This window comes from Dyella sp. SYSU CM1112 (assembly GCF_058216415.1).
This window is the reverse complement of the sequence record NZ_JBZEGI010000009.1, coordinates 13,034-36,268: the sequence shown is the minus strand read 5'-3', so window position 1 is coordinate 36,268 and position 23,235 is coordinate 13,034. Positions and strand designations below refer to the sequence as shown.

The 23,235-nt window shown below is 59.5% G+C and carries 25 protein-coding genes; 17 read left to right on the top strand and 8 right to left on the bottom strand.

Annotated features, from left to right (window positions below; all coding sequences use genetic code 11):
- Positions 1–147 precede the first annotated feature (147 nt).
- The 10 genes from treZ to AC4HNJ_RS13570 all read left to right on the top strand — a co-directional run bounded on the left by treZ (position 148) and on the right by AC4HNJ_RS13570 (position 12,561).
- Positions 148–1,938 carry a malto-oligosyltrehalose trehalohydrolase gene (gene treZ, locus AC4HNJ_RS13615; RefSeq protein WP_490480131.1) on the top strand — a complete coding sequence of 597 codons (1,791 nt, stop codon included), beginning with the start codon at positions 148–150 and terminating at the stop codon, positions 1,936–1,938.
- Complete coding sequence (malQ, locus tag AC4HNJ_RS13610; protein WP_490480130.1) at positions 1,919–3,964, top strand: 4-alpha-glucanotransferase; 2,046 nt, start codon at positions 1,919–1,921, stop codon at positions 3,962–3,964. The genes treZ and malQ overlap by 20 nt, the downstream gene beginning before the upstream one ends.
- A complete protein-coding gene (gene treY / locus AC4HNJ_RS13605; RefSeq protein ID WP_490480129.1) occupies positions 3,961–6,666 on the top strand; it encodes a malto-oligosyltrehalose synthase in 2,706 nt (901 codons plus the stop codon). The genes malQ and treY overlap by 4 nt, the downstream gene beginning before the upstream one ends.
- The gene (locus tag AC4HNJ_RS13600; RefSeq protein WP_490480128.1) at positions 6,663–6,857 is read left to right on the top strand and encodes a DUF2934 domain-containing protein; all 195 of its coding nucleotides are present in this window, start codon (positions 6,663–6,665) and stop codon (positions 6,855–6,857) included. Before treY ends, AC4HNJ_RS13600 begins: the two co-directional genes overlap by 4 nt.
- Before the next feature lie 208 nt (positions 6,858–7,065).
- Positions 7,066–9,210, top strand: coding sequence for a glycogen debranching protein GlgX (glgX, locus tag AC4HNJ_RS13595; RefSeq protein WP_490480127.1), 2,145 nt, complete (start codon positions 7,066–7,068; stop codon positions 9,208–9,210).
- A gap of 278 nt (positions 9,211–9,488) precedes the next feature.
- Complete coding sequence (locus AC4HNJ_RS13590; protein WP_490480126.1) at positions 9,489–9,686, top strand: YhjD/YihY/BrkB family envelope integrity protein; 198 nt, start codon at positions 9,489–9,491, stop codon at positions 9,684–9,686.
- A 181-nt stretch (positions 9,687–9,867) separates the two neighbouring features.
- Entirely contained in the window at positions 9,868–10,020 is a 153-nt protein-coding gene (locus AC4HNJ_RS13585) for a DUF3309 family protein (RefSeq protein WP_490480125.1), read from the top strand.
- 53 nt (positions 10,021–10,073) lie between these two features.
- Entirely contained in the window at positions 10,074–10,595 is a 522-nt protein-coding gene (locus AC4HNJ_RS13580; protein ID WP_490480124.1) for a hypothetical protein, read from the top strand.
- A 109-nt stretch (positions 10,596–10,704) separates the two neighbouring features.
- Positions 10,705–12,075, top strand: coding sequence for a sensor histidine kinase (locus AC4HNJ_RS13575; protein WP_490480123.1), 1,371 nt, complete (start codon positions 10,705–10,707; stop codon positions 12,073–12,075).
- 114 nt (positions 12,076–12,189) lie between these two features.
- Entirely contained in the window at positions 12,190–12,561 is a 372-nt protein-coding gene (locus tag AC4HNJ_RS13570; protein ID WP_490480122.1) for a response regulator, read from the top strand.
- Between the two features lie 25 nt (positions 12,562–12,586).
- On the opposite strand, the gene AC4HNJ_RS13565 is transcribed toward AC4HNJ_RS13570, so the two are convergent.
- The 3 genes from AC4HNJ_RS13565 to AC4HNJ_RS13555 all read right to left on the bottom strand — a co-directional run bounded on the left by AC4HNJ_RS13565 (position 12,587) and on the right by AC4HNJ_RS13555 (position 13,590).
- Positions 12,587–12,874, bottom strand: a complete 288-nt coding sequence (locus AC4HNJ_RS13565) for a hypothetical protein (protein WP_490480121.1) — start codon at positions 12,872–12,874, stop codon at positions 12,587–12,589.
- Between the two features lie 26 nt (positions 12,875–12,900).
- Positions 12,901–13,107, bottom strand: a complete 207-nt coding sequence (locus tag AC4HNJ_RS13560; protein WP_490480120.1) for a hypothetical protein — start codon at positions 13,105–13,107, stop codon at positions 12,901–12,903.
- A 285-nt stretch (positions 13,108–13,392) separates the two neighbouring features.
- Complete coding sequence (locus tag AC4HNJ_RS13555; RefSeq protein WP_490480119.1) at positions 13,393–13,590, bottom strand: KGG domain-containing protein; 198 nt, start codon at positions 13,588–13,590, stop codon at positions 13,393–13,395.
- Positions 13,591–13,928: 338 nt separating this feature from the next.
- Between AC4HNJ_RS13555 and AC4HNJ_RS13550 the strand changes: the two genes are divergently transcribed.
- The 4 genes from AC4HNJ_RS13550 (at position 13,929) to AC4HNJ_RS13535 (ending at position 16,175) form a co-directional block, all read left to right on the top strand.
- Positions 13,929–14,576, top strand: coding sequence for a hypothetical protein (locus AC4HNJ_RS13550; protein ID WP_490480118.1), 648 nt, complete (start codon positions 13,929–13,931; stop codon positions 14,574–14,576).
- Between the two features lie 116 nt (positions 14,577–14,692).
- Positions 14,693–14,953 carry a KGG domain-containing protein gene (locus AC4HNJ_RS13545; RefSeq protein WP_490480117.1) on the top strand — a complete coding sequence of 87 codons (261 nt, stop codon included), beginning with the start codon at positions 14,693–14,695 and terminating at the stop codon, positions 14,951–14,953.
- The gene (locus AC4HNJ_RS13540) at positions 14,944–15,507 is read left to right on the top strand and encodes a DUF4142 domain-containing protein (RefSeq protein ID WP_490480116.1); all 564 of its coding nucleotides are present in this window, start codon (positions 14,944–14,946) and stop codon (positions 15,505–15,507) included. Before AC4HNJ_RS13545 ends, AC4HNJ_RS13540 begins: the two co-directional genes overlap by 10 nt.
- Positions 15,508–15,602: 95 nt before the next feature.
- On the top strand, positions 15,603–16,175 hold the full coding sequence (locus AC4HNJ_RS13535) for a response regulator transcription factor (RefSeq protein WP_490480115.1): 573 nt from the start codon (positions 15,603–15,605) through the stop codon (positions 16,173–16,175).
- A 47-nt stretch (positions 16,176–16,222) separates the two neighbouring features.
- On the opposite strand, the gene AC4HNJ_RS13530 is transcribed toward AC4HNJ_RS13535, so the two are convergent.
- Both AC4HNJ_RS13530 and AC4HNJ_RS13525 read right to left on the bottom strand, forming a co-directional pair.
- Positions 16,223–16,462, bottom strand: coding sequence for a hypothetical protein (locus AC4HNJ_RS13530; RefSeq protein ID WP_490480114.1), 240 nt, complete (start codon positions 16,460–16,462; stop codon positions 16,223–16,225).
- Positions 16,463–16,478: 16 nt separating this feature from the next.
- Positions 16,479–16,880, bottom strand: a complete 402-nt coding sequence (locus AC4HNJ_RS13525) for a CBS domain-containing protein (protein ID WP_490480113.1) — start codon at positions 16,878–16,880, stop codon at positions 16,479–16,481.
- Between the two features lie 406 nt (positions 16,881–17,286).
- Here AC4HNJ_RS13525 and AC4HNJ_RS13520 point away from each other — a divergent pair, with 406 nt between their 5' ends.
- Positions 17,287–19,221: a hybrid sensor histidine kinase/response regulator gene (locus AC4HNJ_RS13520; protein ID WP_490480112.1), complete on the top strand. Its 1,935-nt coding sequence runs from the start codon at positions 17,287–17,289 to the stop codon at positions 19,219–19,221.
- 26 nt (positions 19,222–19,247) lie between these two features.
- Here AC4HNJ_RS13520 and AC4HNJ_RS13515 read toward each other — a convergent pair whose 3' ends face one another.
- Positions 19,248–19,901 (bottom strand): UdgX family uracil-DNA binding protein, encoded by a 654-nt coding sequence (locus tag AC4HNJ_RS13515; RefSeq protein ID WP_490480111.1) that lies wholly within the window; start codon positions 19,899–19,901, stop codon positions 19,248–19,250.
- 106 nt (positions 19,902–20,007) lie between these two features.
- Positions 20,008–20,304: a KGG domain-containing protein gene (locus tag AC4HNJ_RS13510; RefSeq protein WP_490480110.1), complete on the bottom strand. Its 297-nt coding sequence runs from the start codon at positions 20,302–20,304 to the stop codon at positions 20,008–20,010.
- 311 nt (positions 20,305–20,615) lie between these two features.
- Here AC4HNJ_RS13510 and AC4HNJ_RS13505 point away from each other — a divergent pair, with 311 nt between their 5' ends.
- Complete coding sequence (locus AC4HNJ_RS13505) at positions 20,616–21,425, top strand: BON domain-containing protein (protein WP_490480109.1); 810 nt, start codon at positions 20,616–20,618, stop codon at positions 21,423–21,425.
- A gap of 30 nt (positions 21,426–21,455) precedes the next feature.
- Here AC4HNJ_RS13505 and AC4HNJ_RS13500 read toward each other — a convergent pair whose 3' ends face one another.
- Positions 21,456–22,373 carry a LysR family transcriptional regulator gene (locus tag AC4HNJ_RS13500; RefSeq protein WP_490480108.1) on the bottom strand — a complete coding sequence of 306 codons (918 nt, stop codon included), beginning with the start codon at positions 22,371–22,373 and terminating at the stop codon, positions 21,456–21,458.
- Positions 22,374–22,474: 101 nt separating this feature from the next.
- On the opposite strand from AC4HNJ_RS13500, the gene AC4HNJ_RS13495 reads away from it, so the two are divergent.
- A complete protein-coding gene (locus AC4HNJ_RS13495; RefSeq protein ID WP_490480107.1) occupies positions 22,475–23,224 on the top strand; it encodes an SDR family oxidoreductase in 750 nt (249 codons plus the stop codon).
- Positions 23,225–23,235 lie beyond the last annotated feature (11 nt).

The following is a 23,235-nucleotide window of genomic DNA, read 5'->3' as shown; positions in this document are numbered from 1 at the left end:
TTACCCGTGCTTGCGGCGCACCACGAACCTGTCTCGACGTTGCTTGACCTTACGCCTCCTCTCCCTGCTGCGCGCAGGAAAGAGCACGCCTCTGGGCGCGCATAAACTTCGCGATGCATTTCCCCGATGCCCATCCATCGAACACTCATGAAACTCTCCGCGTCGTCCTGCCATGACTGCACGTACGGAGCGCAAATGCTCGATGATGGCACGACCCGCTTCCGCCTATGGGCGCCGGCCGCCGAACATGTCGAACTGGTGATCGACGACCTCGTCTTGCCGATGCGGCGTGACGAAGAAGGCAACCACACTCTTGCCATGGAAGTGGATCCGGATACCCGTTATGTCTACCGCATCGGCGATCGGCAAGTACCGGATCCTGCCTCGCGCTCGCAACCCGGCGGCGTGCTCGGTGCAAGCAGGGTGGTGGACCCGCGCGATTACACATGGCGCTGCAACACATGGAACGGCGCACCACTGCACACTGCCGTCATCTGTGAAGTACATGTCGGCGCAATAGGTGGTTTCGATGCTCTCTGCCAAGCGTTACCGCGATTGGCCGCCAGCGGTTACACCGCCATCGAGCTGATGCCGGTCGCGTCCTTTCACGGCGACCGTAACTGGGGCTACGACGGAGTATTGCCTTACGCACCCGACGCGTCCTATGGCACCGTCGATGCGCTCAAATCGATGATCGATGAAGCACACCGGCTCGGCCTGGCGGTGATCCTGGATGTGGTCTACAACCACTTCGGCCCGGTCGGCAACGAAATTCCGCAGTACGCGCCCGCGTTTTTCCGTACGGACATCCATACGCCCTGGGGTACCGCCATCGATTTCCGTAAACCGCAGGTGGCGCGCTATTTCATCGACAATGCGCTGATGTGGATCAATGAATATCGCTTTGACGGGCTGCGCCTCGACGCCGTGCATGCCATCCAGCCGCAAACATTCCTGGAAGAACTGGGTGCAGCCATTCGTCAAAGCTGCCAGCCGCGCGGCCGCATCGTCTGGCTGATGCTTGAAAACGAGCACAATGCCGCAAGCCTGTTGCGTGGCGACTACGATGCGCAATGGAATGACGATGCACACAATGCACTGCACGTGTGCCTTACGGGCGAACACGAAGGCTACTACGCCGATTTCGCGCAAGATCCCACCGGTAATGTGTGCAAAGCACTGGCCGAAGGACTCGTTTTCCAGGGTCAACACGACCGTCGCGGCATCTCGCGCGGCGAACCCAGCCAGGACCTTCGCCCCACCTCGTTCGTGCTGTTTTTGCAGAACCATGACCAGATCGGCAACCGTGCGCTCGGCGAACGCCTGATTTCGCTGACAAACGAGAGCGATCTGCGCGCCGCCATGGTGCTGGTTGCCTTGAGCCCGATGATTCCCCTGTTCTTCATGGGCGAAGAATGGGGATGCCGCACGCCCTTTTATTACTTCACCGATTACGAAGGTGAACTGGCGGCCAAGGTACGCGACGGAAGGCGCGAGGAATTCGCACATTTTTCGGGTTTCAGTGATCCGGCGCGCCGCAAGCTCATTCCCGACCCGAATGCATTAGACACCTATGCGGCATCCATACCGCGTATCGAAGACAGCGAACAGGCGCTCGACTGGAAACGCTGGTTCGCCGGGCTGCTTCAAGAGCGGCGACGCCACTTGGTTCCTCATCTGGCATTGAGCTGCGCGCTAGGTTGCGAAGTACTCGGCAACAAGGCCGTCTATGCGCGCTGGCGACTGGGTGAGGGACATCACTGGAGCATCGCACTGAACCTGTCCGATCACGAGATATCGTTGCCGCGCGATTCCGCCACCCATGTGATCTGGATCGAACCCCAGGGCGCGAGGGATGCACTCGATCGCGGCGTGCTGCAGGCTCATACCGCCGTCGTATTATTCAGGGAGTTGACCGATGAGCGGCTCCTCGCCTGAATCACTCGCGCACGCTGCCGGCATCACGGTTGCGTGGACCGATGCGTTGGGGCGGAAACAGCGTCTCGCCGAAAATACGCTGCTCGGATTGCTCGACGCGATGGGTCTGCCTTCGCACGACCAGGCAAGCCGTCATGCCAGCCGGCAACGGATCGACGCCCAGGCGCAGGCGCTGCCCGCACTGATCACTGGCGACGCGAACGAGTCAATCGTTCTACCGGTCGTGCCGCGCGGCATGTCGTTCGCCATCCTGCGCGACGAGCATGAGCAGGAACGAAAAATCGCCGTTGAGGCTAACGGCACGATCCGTGCGCCGGCGGAAATCGGCTACTACACGGTGACGCTGGCTTCTCATCGCTTTACGCTGGCGGTGGCGCCGAAACGTTGCTTTGGCGTCGGCGACGCGCTCGGGATACAAAAACAACGCGCATGGGGCTTGAACGCGCAGGTCTACGCTTTGCGCCATGCCCATGATGGCGGCCTGGGCGACAGTCGTGCCGTAGCCGAATTGGCCCGTGCCGTTGCACACGCGGGAGGCGACGCCATTGCACTGAGTCCCCTGCATGCGGTGAGTCCGGTTCGCGCGCATTACAGTCCCTACTCACCATCGCATCGCGGCTTTCTCAACTGGATGCATGCCGACCCGGCCGAGCTGCTGGGCATACCGACCTTGCATGATGCGATAAGGCAAGCCGGCGTGGCTGCCGAGTGGGAACGTGCGCAGCGCGCCAGTCTGATCGATTGGCCTGCCGCCTATGCCATGCGCCGCATGATCTACCGTGCACTGTATGCATCCTTCGTGCACACAACCCCTGTATGGCGCACTGATTTCAGCCGTTTCATCCGCGAAGGCGGTGCCAGCCTGCACGATTACGCAATGATCGCCGCCCGCCAGGCGGACGCCGCTGCACACGAGCAGCCCACTTCATGGCGCCAATGGAAAGGCGATTGGCGCGCTAGGGAATCTTCGAGCGCGAAAGTATTCGCCGAGACGCACGCTGATGCGTTGGACTTCGAAATGTTCCTGCAGTGGCTGAGCGCACGTTGCTGGGACCGCGCGCGTAAAGGCGCCCACGCCGCGGGACAACGGATCGGACTGATCTGCGATGTGCCGGTCGGTTTCGAAAGCGGCGGTGCCGAAGCATGGGCACACCGCGACCAGGTGCTGGAAGGACTGGAACTGGGCGCACCAGCCGATGCGTTCAATCCCGATGGCCAACGTTGGGGCATTACTTCCTATTCGCCGTGGGGATTGAAAGCCGCAGGCTTCCGTCCCTTCATCGAGCTGCTGCGCGCCAATATGGCCTTGGCCGGCGGCATCCGCATCGACCACATCATCGGCTTCCACCATCTATGGGTGCTGCCGCAAGGAGGCGCCTCCACGGCGGGCGGCTATATCCGTCTTCCACTGGATGATTTGCTGCGGCTCACGGCATTGGAATCCTGGCGCCATCGCTGCATCGTCATCGGCGAAGACTTGGGTACGGTGCCCGCCGGCTTGCGCGACAAACTCGCTGAACGTGGCGTGCTCGGCATCGATGTGCTGCTTTTCACCCGTGACGAAAAGGGTGATTTCCTGCCGCCGCGGCGATGGCGAACGCATGCGGTCGCCACCACCACCACCCACGATCTGCCGCCACTGGCAGCATGGCGGGAAGGCGCGGATATCGATCAGCTTGCCAAGGCACATGGCTGGAATGGCGACGCGCTTCAACAGCATAAGCAGGCACGCAACGCCGACGTCACCCGCATGGACAAGCTCATCACCAGTATGCCGCCCCCCCTTCCGCGGGAAGGGGAAGCGCAGCCAAACAGCCGCTATTGGACATATCTCGCCCAAACGCCATCGCCGCTTGTGTTGATTCCCTTGGAAGATGCGCTCGGCCGCAAGGAGCAACCCAATCTGCCCGGCACCATCGATACACATCCCAATTGGCGATACCGCCTGCCCGGCGACACCAGCGACATGCTCCCGCCTGTACTGCATGACATCGACACGTCGCTGAAGGGGACGATGCAGGCATGACTGAACTGCGCGCCACGGTTCGACTGCAGTTGCATCGCGGCTTCGATTTCCGTGCAGCCGCCGAGCATATTCCCTATTTCGCCGCGCTCGGCATCAGCCATATCTATCTGTCACCCATCGCCATGGCGCGCCCGGGTTCCCTGCATGGTTACGACGTCATCAATCCGCTGATCGTCAACCCGGAACTCGGCGGCGAATCCGCCTTGGCCGAACTCGCCGAGACACTGAATACGCATGGCATGGGCGCGATCCTGGACGTGGTGCCGAACCACATGGCCGCCGATGTGGCCAATCCATGGTGGAACGATGTCCTCGCGCAAGGACGCACGAGCCGCTACGCACACTACTTCGACATTGACTGGAACGCGCCGGATACAGAAGGCCGATTGTGGTTGCCCATCCTCGAAGGGCCGCTCGAACACGTCCTGGCGCGTGATGAATTGCTCGTCGCGCGTCATGTCGGCGGCACCACCCTCGCCCTGAATGCAGCAGGCACCACGCTGCCGATATCCGAACAAAGCCTGCGCCTGTTGTTCGACATAGCCGGCCTGGTGCTGCCGCGCTTCAAATCGGCCGTGGAAACCTATGACGCGATACGCCTCACCATGCAGGATGAGGAAAACCGCACGCGTATCGATCAAGCCATCGCCCGGTTCCATGCTGACAAAGCGCTGATGCGCCGTCTCCTCGATTTGCAGCATTACCGCTTGGCCTGGTGGCGCAGTGCGAGCCAGGTGGTCAATTACCGGCGTTTTTTCGACATCGATTCATTGGTGGCGCTGGCGATGGAGCGCAATGACGTTTTCGATGCCGTGCATGCACTGCCTTTGCGCCTGATCCGTGAAGGCGTCATCGAAGGGCTGCGCATCGACCACATCGATGGCCTGACGCAGCCGCGCGAATACCTGCGCAAATTACGGCTGCGCAGCGATCGTGCAGCGCGAATCGATCCACGCCATATGAGCCGGCGGATCACCTTGCACGTGGAAAAAATCCTGGCACACGATGAAACGCTGCGCGAAGACTGGGGAGTGGACGGCACCACCGGCTACGATTTCATGCATCAGGTAGGCGCCTTGCAGCATGACCCCAACGGCTACGCGCCACTTGCCGACGCGTGGAAGGTGCTGAGCGGTCGCTCCGGCCGCTTTGACGACGAGGAACGCGCGGCACGCCGCGGCATGCTGGATTCCAGCCTGGCCGCTGACCTGGCGCGCTGCGCACGTGCCTTCCACCGGTTTGTCATGGACACGCCGGAATGTGGCGACTTCACGCCGCTGGCACTTCGTCACGCCCTGGCTGACGTGCTGGAACACATGCCGGTTTATCGAACCTACCTCGGCACCGGCACGGTCAGCGGCGAAGACCGCCGCACACTGGAGCAGGCTTTTGCAAAGGCGGTGCAGTACGGTGATCCCGACCGCCAACCGCACCTCGCCTATCTGCGCAGCTACCTGCTTGAAACTAAAACACGCTGGCTCAACACGCTCTCGCAGCGAAAGCATTTGCAGAGCGCCCGACGCCTGTTCGAGCAACTATCCACCACCTTGAATGCCAAGGCCGTCGAGGACACAGGTTTCTACCGCTATGGCGTGCTGCTGTCGCGCAACGAAGTAGGCAGCGATCCACGTATCTTCGCCCTCACACCCGCGCGCTTCCATGCGCTCATGCAGCGTCGCGCCGAGCAGTGGCCGCGCTCGCTGCTCGCCACCGCTACCCACGATCACAAGCGCGGCGAAGACGTTCGTGCGCGACTGGCCGTGCTGAGCGAGCGCGCGGCCTGGTTCATCGACAAAGCAAGCACATGGCTCGCCCAGCTGGAAAACTACGCGCAACCCGCCCGCGGCGCGTTATGGATGCTGCTGCAAACCGTGCTGGCGGCATGGCCGCTCGGCATGCGTCTCGATGACGAACATGCCCTGCGCACTTTCGCCGAACGTATCGAAGGCTGGTTCCTGAAAGCCGAGCGCGAAGCAAAACTGCATACGCGCTGGACCACACCCGATCCCAGCTACGAAGAAGCTTGCAAAAAGGTGGTACGCGACATCCTGCTATCGTCCGATCAGGCAGCGTTGCGCCGTGACATCCATGCTGCCGCACGCAGCCTGGACGCGCCAGGTGCAATAAACAGCCTCGCGGCAGTGAGCTTGCGCCTCACCGTGCCAGGTGTACCCGATCTTTATCAAGGTACCGAATATTGGGACCAGTCGCTGGTCGATCCGGATAACCGGCGCCCCGTCGACTATGCCGTGCGCAAAGCAAGCTTGGCTGGCCACCCGCTCTCGCCGCAATTATTGGCCGATTACCGTAGCGGCATCATCAAGCAACAAGTGATTCACCGCCTGTTGCGCGCGAGAAAACGCTGGCCCGGTTTGTTCCTGCGTGCTGCTTATGAGCCACTCGGTGTTACCGGCGCGCGAAGCGAGCATGTGCTGGCGTTCCTGCGCCACCACAACGGCCACCATCTCCTGGTCGCCGTGCCTCGCCTTTGCGCGGGCGGCATTGGCGAAACCGACCTTCCCATGATTGAGCCCTCGTTCTGGGGCGATACGACTGTAGCCTGCCCTACCCATGACGGTATCTGCACTTTCACTGATTTATTTACTCATCAAACGCTTCAGGGTGAGCCGTCCGGCCTGGCCGCCCGCATGCTTTTCGCCGAATGGCCGGTGGCCGTGCTGATTTCCGAATCCAATCCATGAACAGCAAACGTTCCTCCGCCGAGCGGCACGCTCGCATCAGCGAAATCGCTCACAGCATCTGGGAATCGGAGGGGCGCCCTTCCGGCCAGGCATTGCGCCATTGGCATATGGCGGAAAAACTGGTGCTTGCCGAAGAACGACATGCGGCACGACAGAAAGAGGAGCAGCGGACGAGCAAGGAGCAAAAATAAGCGAGGAAGGGCGTGCAACGAGACACCGGCTCCGCTCCCTCCGAAGGCAAGCGTCACCATGAGCCCGACTCACGCCACTCCTCAGCCGAAGTTCGAATGGCTTGAAACTGCTTCCTTCCCGCCGAAGTGTCCACGCTAATCAGGAAACAGAAACGCCGTACGACAAGCTTCCCCTCCGACCCCATAAGGCAGCAAAGAGATGAACGTCATGACCAGGCCTGTGCAAATACGCCGAGGAACGGAGACGACTTCCCACAGCGCCAGCCTTCGCGAAGGATTACCTTTTCCGCTTGGCGCAACCTGGGATGGCCTCGGCGTGAACTTCGCTCTTTTCTCGGCGAACGCCACCATGGTGGAACTATGCCTTTTCGACGAAGGTGGTCGCGAGACCGAGCGCATCCCATTGCCGGAATACACCGACGAAATATGGCACGGCTATCTGCCCGACGTCCGCCCGGGACAACTGTACGGATACCGTGTACACGGTCCCTATGAACCCGAAGCGGGACATCGTTTCAATCCGAATAAGCTGCTGCTGGACCCTTACGCCAAACAGATCATCGGCGAGTTGATCTGGCACGATGCCTTGTTCGGTTACACCATCGGCCATCCGGATGGCGATCTCAGTTTTGATGAGCGCGACAGCGCCTCCTACATGCCCAAGTCGCGCGTGATCGACCCGGCCTTCACCTGGGGCAACCACTACTGGCCCGGCGTGCCATGGGACCGCACTATCATCTACGAGACCCATGTGCGCGGCTACACCATGCTGCACCCGCACGTACCCGAAACCCTACGCGGCACTTTTGCCGGACTGGCGCAACAGCCGGTCGTCGATTACATCCGCTCGCTTGGCGTCACCTCGGTCGAACTGATGCCGATTCATGCTTTCATCGACGACAAGCAACTGCTCAGCGTGGGCCTGCGCAATTACTGGGGCTACAACACGATCGGCTTTTTTGCGCCGCATCCGCGCTACATGGCAACGCCAACCATCGCCGAGTTCAAGGAAATGGTTTCGCATCTGCACGATGCCGGCCTGGAAGTGATCCTGGACGTGGTCTACAACCACACCGCCGAAGGCAATCATCTCGGCCCGACCCTGTCCCTGCGCGGCATCGACAACGCCACTTATTACCGGCTGGCTGATGATCGCCGCATGTATATCAATGACACCGGCACCGGCAACACCTTGGACCTGAGTCATTCGCGCGTGCTGCAAGTGGTGATGGATTCGCTGCGTTACTGGGCCACGGAAATGCGCGTGGATGGCTTCCGTTTTGATCTCGCCACGATTCTCGGACGCGAATCGCACGGCTTCGACCAGGGCGGCGGCTTTCTCGATGCGTGCCGGCAAGATCCGGTGCTCGGCCGCGTGAAGTTGATCGCCGAGCCCTGGGATATCGGCCCCGGCGGCTATCAGGCGGGAAAATTTTCGCCAGGCTGGGCGGAATGGAATGATCGCTTCCGCGATACCACTCGCGCCTTCTGGCGCGGCGATGAAGGATGGCTGCCTGACTTTGCCACCCGCCTGACCGGCTCCGCGGATCTGTTCGATCAACGCGGGCGACGGCCGAATGCTTCCATCAATTTCGTTACCGCCCATGACGGCTTCACGCTACATGACCTGGTCAGCTACAACAGCAAACACAACGAGGCCAATCGCGAGAACAACCGCGACGGTACCGACAACAATCTCAGCTGGAACCACGGCGAGGAAGGTCATACCGACGACCCGGAAATCCTGGCGCTGCGCAACCGGCAAATGCGTAATATGCTTGCCACGCTGCTGTTTTCCCAAGGCACGCCGATGTTGCTGGCCGGCGATGAATTCGCGCGCACGCAAGGCGGCAACAACAACGCTTATTGCCAGGACAACAACGTCACCTGGCTCGACTGGCTGGCGGCGACAGAGCAGCGCGACCTCACTGATTTCGTACGTCGACTTACCCGTCTGCGTCGCGACTATCCACTGCTGCGGCGAAGCCGTTTCCTGCGCGGGCTGCTCGATGAAGAATCAGGCGTCCGGGACGTTACCTGGCTCAGTCCCGACGGCCACGCATTCACTGAGGAACAATGGCGCGATCCGCATGCGCGGTGCCTGGCCATGTTGCTGGATGGGCGCGCCAAGCCCACCGGGATCAAGCGTCCCGGGGTAGACAATACCTTGCTGCTGATGGTTAACGGCTACTTCGAAGATGTCGCCTTCGTATTGCCACCGATGCCCGGCAAGATGGAATGGCGCCTGCTGATCAGCACGTCGCTGGATATGCCGCCCGCCGAGGACGGGCATATCAGCCTGCGCGCACGCTCACTGGCGCTCTACCGGGCACGCCCCATGAAAAGCCGGTAAAACACGCTGATATACCGCATCCCACAGGCGTCACACGCAGAGCCTGCCAAGATCGCCACGACGCCGCGAGAAAACGATGCACTATTCGCTACGCGCCACATTTCGTCATGCCGCCACCGGCTTCAACGAAGATGAACTGTTCACGCACGCGGCGGCCATCGCTTACTACTCCGCCCTGTCCATGGCACCGCTGATTCTTCTGACATTGTGGCTGCTGACCCTGCTCGGCGCACACTGGCAACGGCAACTGGACACGGCAATGGCCGCCGTTGACGACCGTGCTGTTCATCCTAGGCAAATTTGCCATCGAGTTTTATATCGGGCATGCGCGCGTCGGTGGCGCCTATGGCCCAGCCGGCGCCGTGGTCGTGATGCTGACGTGGGTGTACTACGCATCATTCGTCGTGCTGCTTGGCGCGGAACTCACGCACGGATTATCGATGGTGCGCGATAAGCGGAATGCCAACGGAAGCTGACGTTCGCCTGTCTGCCTCGAGCAAAAAAGTCCGCAGGGAATGAACCGATCCCCAACCATCCCTTCCACGACAGGGATGTGAAGCGGCTCCACACGATGCGTGTGCACCGCGTTGAGATAGGCGGTGCGATAGTCGCGGCATCGTGAGTGCCGCGCGTCTGCCGGCCCGATTCAGGAAGCCCATGTCACTCCTGCTCGTCATCATTCTCTTGATCATCCTGTTCGGCGCCCTGCCGACATGGCCTTATAGCCGAACGTGGGGCTACTACCCTTTTGGCGGCATCGGCGTGATCGTGGTGATCATCATCGTGCTTTGGCTGCTTGGCATCATCTAAGGTGAGAGCTGCGTCTGGCGCAGTTTTTTTACAACGAAAAAATTAGAAGAAAAATGAGCGCTTCCATCTACTGCACTACCCGAACCCTTGAACAGACCGAAGCCATCGTCACCGATCTGCGTCGTGCCGGCTTCGACACCCAAAACATTTCCGCATTAATGCCGGATCGGCACGGCACACGCGACTTCGCCTATGAGCACAACACCAAGGCCCCCGAAGGCGCCACTGCCGGTGGCGTTGCCGGACTCGGCATCGGCGCCGCGCTCGGGTGGCTGGCCGGCGCTGGTGCGCTTGCCGTGCCGGGGATTGGGCCGTTTATTGCGGCGGGCCCCATCATGGCGGCGCTCAGTGGCGCTGCGGTAGGCACCACAGCAGGCGGCATCATCGGCGCACTCGTAGGCATGGGCGTACCGGAGTTTGAAGCCAAGCGCTTCGACGGCAAGTTGCGCCAGGGCGAAATACTCGTGTCCGTGCATGTCGACAATGCCAATGAACGCAACGCGGCCAGGGACATCTTCGCGCAACACAACGCCGGCGATATCACTATCGGCACCGAAGCCCATGCATCGTCCTGAGCTTATGCCAAGTCGCCGGCACACTATTGCAGCCGTATTGCAAAAGACAGCCCGCACGTTGCTTGAAACACCGGTGCTACGCCATACCGCGGAATCAGGCGCAACAGAAATGAAAGGATGGCTGTCTCTCGTCGGATGGCGGGAACGACGCCTCGCTTCTTCGCCCGGTCACGACAGCAGCGAGCGCAAGAAGCATGTTCTCGCCGAGGCGGAAGAACGGCTCGGCGTCATGTGCCATTTCTTCAGCATGAACAAAGAAGCACCGGATGTCGCGGAGCAACTTTGGCAATACGCCAAGGCGGCCTACCTTGATAATCCACTGCCGTCTTTGTTCAAGGAACGCCTGTTCGTACATCTTTCCCGGTTCTGCGAAGTGCGCTACTGCGTCGTCCGCCATGTGGGCTTCCTGATCGGCAAGGGCTATCCCGCAGGCGACCGCACCACCGCACCGGAATCCATCGAGCAGGCCATGGCCTTGCTTGCCCGCCCCGTTCCCAACGCGGCAGCACTCGAAGCTGTGTTTGCCCGTCTCGAGGCGTACCGCCAGCCCGCCGGCATTCCCCTTCCACGCACACGCGCGGAAGAAGATCTGTTCGATGCACTCACTGTCATGTTCGTGGTGCCTGGTCGATCGTCGCAGGCGTGTAACGCTGTACGGCACGCCGTGGGCCACGCCGAATACGAACGCATCGCCTCCTTCCTCGCCTATGTCCGTACCGTGCATTACTGGACGGAAACACACCCGGATCTCGGCTATGAAACCGATATGATTCTGCTGATGGCGCAGCGTCAGGATCTTGCACGCAAGTTGCTCGACACCTCTCACTCGGAATGGGCGCACGCCGGCGACGCGTTACGCGAGGCGCTTACCGGGCAACTGCAGGTTCTGAATACCGAGTTGCAGCATCGCACGCGCAACTTGCTCAGCGTGATCCAGGTGGTGTTCGAACGCACCCGGGCCAAGCACACGACGATGGAGCCATTCACCGAAGTATTCTCCGGTCGATTGGACGCCATCAGCCGGGTCCAGACCTATCTGTCGCGGCTGGTAGAAGGAGAAAAAGTTACCTTCGACGGCCTCTTGCGCAGTGAACTTGCCGCGCATGCCATTGCCGCGCGACAGATCACGCTGGACGGACCCGACGGCGTGCGACTGCGATCCACCACCTTGCAGACCTTCGCGCTGGCCATTCATGAGCTGGCCGTCAACGCGGTGAAACATGGCGCGCTCTCGTGCCCTTCCGCACATCTCACGGTGCGGTGGCAGATAGAACGCAACGAGGGGCAGCCTCCACTTCTCCATGTGCACTGGGATGAAACCGGTGTCGACATTCCCGATGCAAGCGGAAGTCTTTCCAAGGATGGATATGGACGGGAACTTATCGAACGCGCACTGCCTTACCAGATGAAGGCCAAGACGCACTACGACCTGACTCCGGACGGTGTGCGCTGTTCCATTTCGGTCCCTGTCTTGGCCTGACCGTTTTCCCTTCGCAGATATCCACAACATGCGCGATAACGCCACGATGCAAAAATTCAGTCAAAAGTCCCCATGGCTGCCCCTCTCCCATAACCCGGAACGGGAGCGATGCCGATGACTCCCAACGTGCTTCAAGGAAAATCCGTGCTCATGGTCGAGGACGAATACCTGATCGCCGATGCGCTCTGCTCCGCTTTCGAAATGGAGAACATGCGCGTAGTAGGACCTTTTCCAAACGTCGCCAGCGCCATGGAGGCTTTGGACCAAAGGCTCAAGGTGGACGTCGCCATCCTCGACGTCAATTTAAATGGGGAGCGCGTCTATCCGCTTGCGGACCGGCTGATCGCCGACAACATCCCGATCGTCCTGACTACAGGTTATGGCGGCGATGCCATTCCCAGCCATTATGAGCATCTGCAGCGGCTGCAAAAACCCGTGCATTTGCACGAACTTTTTGAATGCCTCAGCGGGCTGTTGGGACCCTAGGCCCACTGCCACCACGGCGACAGATCTATCCGCTGCTGCCCGCGACACTCATCCGCCCATTGGCCGATAGTAGTGACTGCGCAAGCTCGCTGTCCCCGGGAGTCTCGGGTTGGATTCGGCCAAGGGTAATGTTCTTGACGGCGCGCACCTCCCGGTTAGAGAAGGTCCAGATCTCACCGGTCTCGGTGATGAAAACCGTCCAATACAAATCCGACTCCGGCCCATAATCGATCAGTACGTGCGCCATGCCCTCTCCCTTGGGTGTGTTCATCGGTAATGGCGGATCAAGCTGGAGCATGGATGTCCTCTTCACGTTATAACGCACCCCAAAAGGCTTGCTCATCGGACCCGATAAAGTCGCCGCGCAGGCGTTGTCCGCTCAGAGATGCCATCGCCGGACGCCGAGGCGGGGCCGTCGCGATGCTTGAGCCTATGCATCTCGATCAACAGTTCGGCATTGCGTTCGATCAGGCGATGATTCTGAGCCAACAGCTGACCGCATAATCGTTCAAGCTGCCGCAGACGATGCTCAGACAGGCGTTTCATGCGTCGTCTCCCTCCCTCTCGTATAGAGGCGACTATCCGTCGTTTCAGGTGAAGCAAGCGTCGTGGAGCGGCTGTCTCACGCGACCGATTCGCAGGGAGGCTTGCCGCCGAATTATCGTCATGCACCGTTGCAGGTTTTATCCCCTTGCCCTTCCCTACTGCAGGTAGGGAAGGGCGATGTTTGCAAGAATGTAAATGACAGCTTCCGACACACCAACACTTCTTCCACTCATGCGCCGGCGCGAATCTCGATCCTGAAATGGGGGCTGATGCCGCTCGTACGCATCAAGTGTTTTTGTGGCTTTGCTGGCCAGCGCGTACATGCTGATCGTGGGTGCCGCCACTGCTTTGTTTGCCGGCTGCCACATGCTGCTCATGCGTAGCATGATCGCCACCGCCGGCTTTTCCGCCCTTGCTGGCAATCTTGCGCTGCTTGGATTCATCCACCGAGGCGAATCCGCGGTTGCTCTTTTCGTTAGCCATGGAATAACTCCCGTGTGGGAAAAATGTCCGCCTTCGAGCGAACGGGTTTCACTCTAGGCGCTGGCGAGTCAAGCCGATTTGATACAGCCGTGAACACACCTTTGCATCAGTCGCACCCATGTCATTCGTACAGAAAAAATAGCTAAAAATACAGGCATGAAAGCACTTGCCTGGTTGTATCGATCCGCAATTTTTTTAAGTTTGAATAAACATGATCAACTCAACGACAAGGGTAAATTACCCAGCAAATAACCACCCGCCAATAATCAAAATCAAACAGCTACCTTTCAACTCCCTATCACACACCTACCCATTACAAACAAAGAAGGACGAACGACATGACCGATCAAACCTCGTCAAAGCAGACGGACACGCCCCTTTCGCAGGAGAACAGCCTGTCCCTTTACCAATGGCTGTCCTTGCGCCTTGCGTATGAACGCGCTACGACCGACCTATACGAACACTTTGTCGAAAAATACCGAAGCAACAAGGACCCTGTCATTCGGGCCATGAATGTGACGCCCTTCGAATCGTTTCGTCATTCGCTGACCGATCACATTCATCTGCTCGCGCAGGCCATGGACGTAGTAAGCGGACGCACGGCAAACGATCGGGACGAAGGCGGCATCGAAGCGTTCCTCGCCATCGCTAACGCCGCCCAGGCACAAGCTGCGGACCCACAAACATGCGTTCTTCCATGCATGCAAGCCCTGCTGACCCTGGAACAACGCAATGACGTCGACTGGGGGCTCTTGCTGGCATTGATAAAAGATGTGGAACTGGATCGTTTCGTCGCGCCGGTAGAACAGGCGTGTGCCAGACATGCCGAGCAACGCGCACTCCTCCAGCACTATTACGAAGATATCGCGCTTGGCCTCATGCGGCGCCATCATGCCCAACAGCCGCCGGTTCGTTCGACCCGGCAGAGGACCACCGGAAGATTCGGTATTTTCGTCGGCGGCCCGCGTTATATGGGGCGCATTTAACGTGATGCACGGAAGCTAAATCCTTCACTCCCCCTTGGCCGCGCATTCACGCCGCAAGTAGGTTGCACTAGGAAGACTGACGACGTCATCGTTGTTCCACATCCTACGAGTGCCCTATGTCTGAACACGACAAAGATGTTTCGCTTCGCGGCTTCGCGGCCATGGATGAGCAACGCCGCCGTGAGGTGGCTAGCCTGGGAGGGCGCACCGCGCACGCCAGAGGCCGCGCGCATCGCTTCACACCTGAAGAAGCACGCAAAGCCGGACAGAAAGGCGGCAGCAGGATCAGCAGCAACCGCAAGCACATGGCTGAGCTCGGCCGCCGCGGCGCTCAACGCGACGAGATATCCGAAACACCAGAAGAAGTATGGACCTGACGCAAACTACGTTACTGATCGGCATTCTTGCGTTTGCCACGCTGGTGGTGTTCTACCAACTGAAAGAACGGATCAACCATCCTTCGCACGTCATTGGCCAAATGACCAAAGAAGACCGCCGTTTTCTACGCCAGGCTGCTTCGGTCACCGCTACCGAAGTCGCCTTGAGCGAGGTCGCGCTGAAGACCTCCACGGCAGCGCCCATCCAATACATGGCCAAACGCATCGTCGACGATCAGACACGCATTCATCGCAAATTGGTCAGCCTCGCCTGGCGCTACGGTATGACGGTTCCTGTGGAGCCAGGGTATGAGGTGCGTAAGCAAGCACAGCAATTACGCGCATTGCAGGGCGGCGCCTTCGATCACGCCTACGACGACGCCATCGTGCAAGATCATCGCAAGGCTATCGATCTCTTCACGACGGCATCGCACAGTGCCAACCGTGACATACGTCAGTTCGCCCAAGCCGAGTTGCCCACGCTCGACCTGCATCTGAAGCTCGCCGAAGAACTAGACCCACCCATGTCGCCCTCGCCCTTGCCTCCGATGTGATGCGTCCGTCTACGGTACGAAGCAAGCATCCACGGCTTATCTACCCACCCTCAGGCAAGCTAGTTATCTAGCGCACTGCGGTAGCCGAGGTTCTCATGCGCGACACGCCATCCCTGTTGCTGGTCGATGATGATCGCGCATTCCTGCAGGCTACGAGTCTCCATGCAACGAGCAAGGGCTTCTCCGTCGTTACGGCCTCTACCGTGCGGGAAGCGTCCATGGTGATCACGCGGCAACGGTCGCTGGACCTGATACTGGTCGATCTATCCCTGCCCGATGGAAGCGGGTGGGACGTCATCGGACACATCGATGCCTCGTACCATGGAAGCATCATCGTAGTGACGGAGTATTCGGATAAGGCCACATCCAGTACGGCGATCCGGTTGCGCGTCGACGGCTATATGGTGAAGCCGCTCGACGGCACGCACCTGAACGCGTGGCTCGAACACGCATCACGGCACGCCACGCGAAGAATGGACCCGCGTGGCCATCTACGGCCAGATCGGACCTGGCGGCCACACACGCTGGAAGAGATCGAACGCCAGGCCATTGAGCAGACGCTCCATCATTGCGGCCATGACAAAACCCGTGCGGCGAAAATACTCGGCATCAGCGTCAAGACGATTTACAACAAACTCCTGCGGTACCGAGAAGCCGACGCCGAATAAGAAGCGGCTGCAGCAATCATGTACCCCGCCACTGGGTTGTCACGCCGTCACAGCATCCAAGCCAGCGGTCGCCAGCTCGGCGGCGGAGTGGGATCGTCAATGGGTGGAGGATTCGGGTTCGGATCGACCAACGGCGGCCGCCCCGGCTGCGGAACCAGTGGTTCGGGATGAGGCACCGGCGGCGCGGGACTCGGCGGCTTTACCGGATCAGGAGGCGGCGCCGGTTGCGGGTGAACCATGCGCGGCAGAACAGGCCGCGCATCGGCCGGATCAATCGATTCGCTCATCGGGCAGGCTCGTTCGTCAGTGGGGGATCGACACGCTCTGGGACACCTTTTTTTTTTGCGAACGCGCGTCCGATTGCTCCAGGTCCACCTGGGCAACGATGCCGCGTAGCCGCCCTTCCCGGTCGGTAATGGGACTCCGATGGACCGCCTCCTTCGCCATCATCTTGGCGACATCTTCCACACTGGCATCCTCCGGCAAACACACGGCAGGTGCCGTCATATAGGCATCCACAACGCTGGCTTCCGGCGCATCGCCGGCGGCAACGCAACGCACCACGATGTCCCGATCGGTAATGACGCCTACCAACTGATTCTGCTCATCGACAACGGGAACCTCACCCACCTCTTCTTCCAACATGATCCTGGCTACGCCCTGCAAAGCATCACGCGCCGAACAGCAGCGCGGATGGCTGGTCATAATGTCGCTTGCTCGCATTTTCATTTCTCCGTCAAATATCCCGGCCGTGCGTCCGGCGTCGCGCCCCGCGACGAATAGTTATCCATACTGGAAGGAATGAGTGTGCTGGCAATCAGAGCAAAGCTTCGCGTAAGAAGTATCAACGAACTCATCCATAAGCTGTGAAAATATGCTTTCTTTAAAACTATTCATGGCAATGTTTGCCATGACTGCAATAGGCGCGTTAAACACATTTTACCCGTCGTAATGTTCACTTCTAAACGACGCTGAGGCGATCATCTTGAACGGGCGGCAACGGCAAATTTCGTAAACATGATTCCACCTGGCCCTTATCTGGCGGTGGCAGCATGTCAAAAATAGGCCTGACACTGCCTCATTTCGAACGTCTCTTGCCTCGGGTTATTCCATGCCACCTGCTCTGCATCGCGTCGACCCTTGTCGCTCATCACCCAATGACTGCGCGATTTTCATCCTCGACAAGGACGGCTACGTTATTTCGTGGCATGCAGGAAAAGAGTTGTTCGATACTTCCAAGCCAAAGAATTTTCTGGGCAGGCATTATGCAAGCCTCTATGGCGGCCTTCATGGCACCCAGTCCCTGAATACGGCACTGCAAGCGGACGGTTCAGGACAAAAACTGCGGTGGGAGACCTGGCTTGAACAACGAAACGGTCAACGTCTTCGCGTCGAAATAGCCATTTATGTATTAAGCGGAAAACACGGTTATTTGCCGGGCTTCGTCATGACGGTACGCGACATCATGCCAAGCCGGTTCGCCCAGGAACGCCTGCGTGAAAGCGAGCGGCGATTCCGCCTGTTTACGCAAGCCGCGACCGATTATGCGTTGTGCATGCTTGATGCTTACGGAAACATTCTTGATTGGAATGCCGGCGCTCAACGCGTTACAGGATTTTCCGCAAGAAATGTCATCGGAAAATCCATCTGCATATTTTTCCGCGGTGAAGGATTATCCAACGACCTGCCATCCATCATCTTGAAAAAAACCGAGCAGGAAGGTCGCGCCTGGATCGACTGCGAGCTCATTCGCCGGAACGGTGAAGCCTACCCGGCCCATATCGTCATGGAAGCGGTACACGAAGCCGATGGCTGCCTGCTCGGCTTTGCCCTGATCATCCGCGACCGCACCGAACAGCAACTCGCCGAGCGACGCCTACGCGAAGCGCGCGCACAGATCGTCCACGCACAAAAAATCGAGGCGGTCGGCCAACTCACCGGAGGCATTGCACACGACTTCAACAATGCGCTGCAAGGCATCATCAGTTCATTGGAACTCGCCCTGGTGTGCCTGGACCAGCAGCATCATGATCAAGCCAAGCGTCATGTAACAATTTCCCTGGACGCCGCCTTGCGCGCCGGCCGCTTGACCCAGCGGCTTCTGTGCCTGGCGCACCGCCACGCCACGCTCAGCCATTGCACGAGCGTCCCCGTCGTACTGCAATCGATGCGTGAGCTCCTTGAGCGGACCCTGGGCGACGGTATCGAGCTGGCGGTTTCATTTCCCGATAAGCTGCCAACGCTCGCCTGCGATGGCGCGCAGTTGGAAAGTGCGCTGGTCAATCTGGCCATCAATGCTCGCGATGCCATCTCCGGTCACGGCCACATCAGCCTATCCGCCAGGGTTTGCAATACCGCCTCTACGGATGCCCTGATAGCACTGGATCCTTCGCACGAGACGTATATCGAACTTGTCGTTTCCGACAACGGCCCTGGCATGAGCGAAGAAACCCGGCAGCGCGCCCTCGAGCCTTTTTTCACCACCAAGCCAGAAGGCCATGGCACCGGCCTCGGCTTGTCGATGGTGCATGAATTCGTGACACGCCACGGCGGCGCCATCGACATCCGCAGCGCCCCCGGCGCCGGCACTTCGGTCGTGTTGTATCTCCCCTGCGATGACACCGATATCGCCACGCCCGCTGCTTCCGATCACAAGAAGGCGGCGCCCGATCTCAAGGGTTTTCGCATCATGGTGGCGGAAGACAACGAAACGATTCGTCACGCGGTCGCCACCCGGTTGCGCCAGCTTGGCTGCGACGTATCGGAAGCAGATTCCGGACAGGAAGCTCTCTCGCTACTGTGCAAAGAATCACACTGGGATCTGCTGTTATCGGACATCGATCTGCCGCAATTGGATGGCTATGCATTATGTTCGCAGGCGCGCAAGCACTTTCCTGCATTACAGATCATCCTGATGACAGGCTATTCGGATTTGCATCGGCTCGACTTTCATGATCCCGCGCGTGCCATCGAAGCTTTGATCAAACCGTTCGACATGGGCGAACTTCTCGCCAAGGCGCAGCTCTTGCTGCAAACCGCACAGTAAGCGCGAAGTCTGCTCCGTACGCGCATTCAATGCTTCGGCCCCGCCGCAAAGGCCCGCAAGTCGTCGACCAACTGTTGAAACCGGTAATCGTGGGTATCACGGTTGATCGAACGCAATACGGATGAGGGATGCCAGGTCGCCATGGCATCGATGCCACCATGCAGGTGAAACCAGCGCCCGCGGCTTACGGTAAGTTGAAAATGCGTACCGAAAAATGCATGTGCCGCCATGACGCCAAGAGCAAGGATGCGTTCCGGGCGCACCTCCCGGATTTCCGCCGCAAGCCATTCGCGGCAGACGGCCTGCTCGGCCGCGTTCGCCCGTTTATGCAGGCGGCGTTTTCCACGCAACTCGAACTTGAAATGCTTGACCGCGTTGGTGAGATACACCTCGTCGCGATCGAGCCCGCTTTCCTGCAAAGCGCGGTCGAGCAACGTTCCTGCCGGCCCGACAAATGGCTTGCCTGCCAAATCCTCCTGCAATCCCGGCTGCTCGCCGATCAACATCATCGTGGCACGCGCCGGCCCTCTGCCGAATACCGTCTGCGTGGCGTGCTTCCATAATGGACAATCGTGGCAATCGCGCGCCTTTTCACGTAACTCGCTGATCGATCCCTGCGGGGGTGACGTGCTAGGAGGCCGGGCTAACGGTGACTCCCACACCGTTTCTATCTGCGCCATCGCCACTCTCCTCGCACCTCAGCTCCTCAGCAGCCCTTATCTCGCGCGTGGCAGCAACACCTGCCTGACACATCCACGCAAGATTCACGACGCGATAAAGACAGCCTCATGGCGAGGACTCCTTCGCACGCTTGGTCGAAGCGCGTCCACGCTGTCCGCCCTTTTTGCCCAGCTCGGCGTAACCCGCTCTTCCCAGCTCTTGCTTGCGCGCTTCGCCGCCCTGCTTGCCCAATGCGGAATAGCCTTCCGAACCAAGCTCTTCCTTGCGCGCCGCACCGCCTTTTTTGCCCAATGCGGAATAACCTTCTGGCCCAAGCTGCTCCTTGCGCGCCTGACCACCTTTGCGGCCTGCTTCGCGCACACTCATGTTGCCACTGCCTGGATCGCGTTGTTTTTTGCTCATGCCTTTACCTCTGCAACGCTGTCGCAACGCTTTTCTTACAAAGCGCTGTGTGTGCGAAGAACATGCCATCGCCTGTGTGATGTTCATGTGCTTCTAAAGCGTTTGTGCGCAGAGATGCGTGAAAACTGGCGATGTATCACATTCAACCATGACACTGGCAAGCGCCAGTGAGTGTGCTTGCGGCAACACGCAACCATGCATCATGTGCGGCTGACGCTGTCGATGATGACATGGATCTAGCGCGGGATTCACTGTCTCGCCACCCGTTCGCGCAGTAGCTTTCTTTCATGACTGACGAATGGAGCGACCCCATGACCTCCAAGCCAAATCAAGCAAAAAAGAAGATAGCGCGCTCGCGTCCTGCGCAACGGCGAATGAGCGCGCAGGAACGCAACACGGCAAACACCACGGCACCCCCGAGCCTGCAGGATCCGGACGATGCCACGCTCAGCTTCGGACCGCGCAGCCTCGATCCTGATCGCCGCACTGAGCGCATGAGTTATCGCGACCCGGAAGAGCCCTCGCAAGGCCCACTGCGTTTCGATGAAACCAATTACAGCGTGGAGCGACTCACGCTACCCGAAGGGGGCTACAACGAATACGCCGATGAATATTCGGATTATCGGGACGAAGAAGGCATGCCGCGCTCGCATTATGGGCCGGCGGCTGGTGGCCTGTGGGAAAACCCTCAGTACGCCGACGCCACGGAGCGCGAACTGCTAGATGGTTTGTCGCCATCCGACCTCAGCCCCGCCTTTGAACCCGAAGACCCGGACTTGGGTTTTCGCCTTGCTGCCGAACAAGCCGAAACCTCGCCGGAATTTTTCGAGCAGGAAAAGATTCCCGGCTTTGGCAAGCACGTAACACGCCGCGCGACACCTGCGGACGAACGCGTGCGCGAAGATATTTATCAGGCCCTCGATAGCCGTTCCGATATCGATGCACCCCATATCTCACTGCACGTCGTGGATGGCATCGTCACCATCGAAGGCAACGTGGCAGATGCGATGCTTCGACATCGTATCGAACAATGCGTCGATAGCGTTGACGGCGTGAAGGACATCCACAATCGCTTGCATCTTGCCTCGTCGCACCCGCGCCGCCCGTGGAGCGAGGCATAAGCGGACCGATTCCTCAGCGAGGCATCGGCTTTATGCCGGCACGTCAATTCCCTGCACCAGCCGTCTGGCTAAACGCGGCTGGTGCAACTGTTCCAGCCACCAGTCGAGCGCACGCCCTTGGTGATCACCGCGCCACGCGACGTATAGCACGTTGGGTTCACGCGCATCAGCCACGCGCTTTTCAATCAATTCGCCCCGCTTGAGCAGGGTCGCTATGCGCTGCCGGGGCAGCCAGCCGATGCCCAATCCATCACGTTGCGAGAGAATTTTTGCGCGCATGCTGGGCACCGCCAAGGTCGGCTGGCCGCCAAGCACACCGTAGCCGCGCATGTGCATGCTGCGCGAGGAATCCGCCACGGCTACCGAGCGATAGGTACGCAGCTGTTCCTGTTGCAAGGGTTCTTTTACCTTGGCGAGCGGATGCCGTGGCGATATGGCAAAGACCCACTCCATCACACCCAGTTCGAACCAGCGCAGCTTGGGCATGGTCGGCGGCTCATTGGTCGCTCCGATGACAAGATCGGCGCGACCATCGCGCAGTGCCTCCCACGTGCCGCCGAGCACTTCATGCGTGATGCGCAGGGCAACGCCGGAATGCAGCGCATCGAAGGCACGGATCACCGGTATCAGGATTTCGTATTCCATGATTTCATCGGTGACGATGTTGAGGCGGTCTTCCCAGCCGCTGGCAATCTGCTTTACGCGACGTGTCATGCGCGACACATCCTGCATCAGGCGAGCCGCTTCGTCGGCCAGCAATTGACCGGCAGGTGTGAGTTGAAGGCGATAACGGCGTCGGTCGAACAAAAGGGCATCGAAGCGGGCTTCGAGTTGGCGGGCCGCATGCGAAACGGTAGATGGTGCCTTGCCCAGTTTCGCGGCGGCGCGGGTCAGGCTTCCGCTGGCGCGGATCGCCTCCAGCAAGGCCCATTCATCATCGGACAACATGTTCGACCCCTTCGAACGAGTGCGTCGAAAACATGGTACGGCAAGGCGTGGCCACGCGCTCAAGATGACGTCATCCCAACCCGACATCATCGGAGCACATCATGAATCGCTTTACTGGCAAGACCGTACTGGTTACCGGCGGCAACAGCGGCATTGGCCTGAGTGCCGCCAAAGCCTATGCGGCAGAAGGAGCGCAGGTCATTATCACCGGCCGCGACACGCAGACCCTGGAGCAGGCCAAGGCAACCTTAGGCCCGCAGGCCATTGCCTTGTGCAACGACGCCGGCTCGCTCATCGATGCCAAGGCGCTGGCGGAGGCATTGAATAGTCGCAAGCTCACTCTCGATGCGGTGTTCATCAATGCAGGCGTCGCCCGCTTTGCGCCGTTTGCCGACGTGGATGAAGCACTCTGGAACCAGAGCTTCGATATCAACGTAAAAGGGGCCTATTTCCAGATCCAGGCACTCCTTCCTTATTTGAACACTGGTGCTTCCATCGTCATCAACGGTTCGATCAACGCGCATATCGGCATGCCCGGTTCTTCCGTGTATGCCGCCAGCAAGGCAGCGCTGATCTCCCTGGCGAAAACGCTATCGGCGGAATTATTGCCGCGCGGGGTGCGTGTGAATGTAGTGAGCCCCGGCCCGATCAGCACGCCGCTTTACGGCAAGCTCGGCATGGACGCTGAAACGCTGGCTACGATGGCAGCACAGATTCAGGCGCAAGTTCCGCTGGGCCGTTTTGGTACAGCCGAGGAACTTGCCTCGACGGTGCTGCACCTGTCTGCGCCCGAGTCGGCATTTATCGTCGGCACGGAAATCATCGTCGATGGCGGCATGAGCCAGCTTTGAACCACGGCTGC

Bases quoted from the DNA above. Each gene is read 5' to 3' on its own strand.
- treZ (WP_490480131.1), top strand. From the start codon at position 148: ATGAAACTCTCCGCGTCGTCCTGCCATGACTGCACGTACGGAGCGCAA.
- AC4HNJ_RS13500 (WP_490480108.1), bottom strand. From the start codon at position 22,373: ATGTTGTCCGATGATGAATGGGCCTTGCTGGAGGCGATCCGCGCCAGC.
- AC4HNJ_RS13575 (WP_490480123.1), top strand. From the start codon at position 10,705: ATGAAAGGATGGCTGTCTCTCGTCGGATGGCGGGAACGACGCCTCGCT.
- AC4HNJ_RS13530 (WP_490480114.1), bottom strand. From the start codon at position 16,462: ATGAGCGAATCGATTGATCCGGCCGATGCGCGGCCTGTTCTGCCGCGC.
- AC4HNJ_RS13600 (WP_490480128.1), top strand. From the start codon at position 6,663: ATGAACAGCAAACGTTCCTCCGCCGAGCGGCACGCTCGCATCAGCGAA.
- glgX (WP_490480127.1), top strand. From the start codon at position 7,066: ATGACCAGGCCTGTGCAAATACGCCGAGGAACGGAGACGACTTCCCAC.
- AC4HNJ_RS13555 (WP_490480119.1), bottom strand. From the start codon at position 13,590: ATGGCTAACGAAAAGAGCAACCGCGGATTCGCCTCGGTGGATGAATCC.
- AC4HNJ_RS13540 (WP_490480116.1), top strand. From the start codon at position 14,944: ATGGACCTGACGCAAACTACGTTACTGATCGGCATTCTTGCGTTTGCC.
- treY (WP_490480129.1), top strand. From the start codon at position 3,961: ATGACTGAACTGCGCGCCACGGTTCGACTGCAGTTGCATCGCGGCTTC.
- AC4HNJ_RS13495 (WP_490480107.1), top strand. From the start codon at position 22,475: ATGAATCGCTTTACTGGCAAGACCGTACTGGTTACCGGCGGCAACAGC.
- AC4HNJ_RS13580 (WP_490480124.1), top strand. From the start codon at position 10,074: ATGAGCGCTTCCATCTACTGCACTACCCGAACCCTTGAACAGACCGAA.
- AC4HNJ_RS13535 (WP_490480115.1), top strand. From the start codon at position 15,603: ATGCGCGACACGCCATCCCTGTTGCTGGTCGATGATGATCGCGCATTC.
- AC4HNJ_RS13550 (WP_490480118.1), top strand. From the start codon at position 13,929: ATGACCGATCAAACCTCGTCAAAGCAGACGGACACGCCCCTTTCGCAG.
- AC4HNJ_RS13505 (WP_490480109.1), top strand. From the start codon at position 20,616: ATGACCTCCAAGCCAAATCAAGCAAAAAAGAAGATAGCGCGCTCGCGT.
- AC4HNJ_RS13520 (WP_490480112.1), top strand. From the start codon at position 17,287: ATGCCACCTGCTCTGCATCGCGTCGACCCTTGTCGCTCATCACCCAAT.
- AC4HNJ_RS13585 (WP_490480125.1), top strand. From the start codon at position 9,868: ATGTCACTCCTGCTCGTCATCATTCTCTTGATCATCCTGTTCGGCGCC.
- malQ (WP_490480130.1), top strand. From the start codon at position 1,919: ATGAGCGGCTCCTCGCCTGAATCACTCGCGCACGCTGCCGGCATCACG.
- AC4HNJ_RS13545 (WP_490480117.1), top strand. From the start codon at position 14,693: ATGTCTGAACACGACAAAGATGTTTCGCTTCGCGGCTTCGCGGCCATG.
- AC4HNJ_RS13570 (WP_490480122.1), top strand. From the start codon at position 12,190: ATGACTCCCAACGTGCTTCAAGGAAAATCCGTGCTCATGGTCGAGGAC.
- AC4HNJ_RS13510 (WP_490480110.1), bottom strand. From the start codon at position 20,304: ATGAGCAAAAAACAACGCGATCCAGGCAGTGGCAACATGAGTGTGCGC.
- AC4HNJ_RS13525 (WP_490480113.1), bottom strand. From the start codon at position 16,880: ATGACCAGCCATCCGCGCTGCTGTTCGGCGCGTGATGCTTTGCAGGGC.
- AC4HNJ_RS13515 (WP_490480111.1), bottom strand. From the start codon at position 19,901: ATGGCGCAGATAGAAACGGTGTGGGAGTCACCGTTAGCCCGGCCTCCT.
- AC4HNJ_RS13560 (WP_490480120.1), bottom strand. From the start codon at position 13,107: ATGAAACGCCTGTCTGAGCATCGTCTGCGGCAGCTTGAACGATTATGC.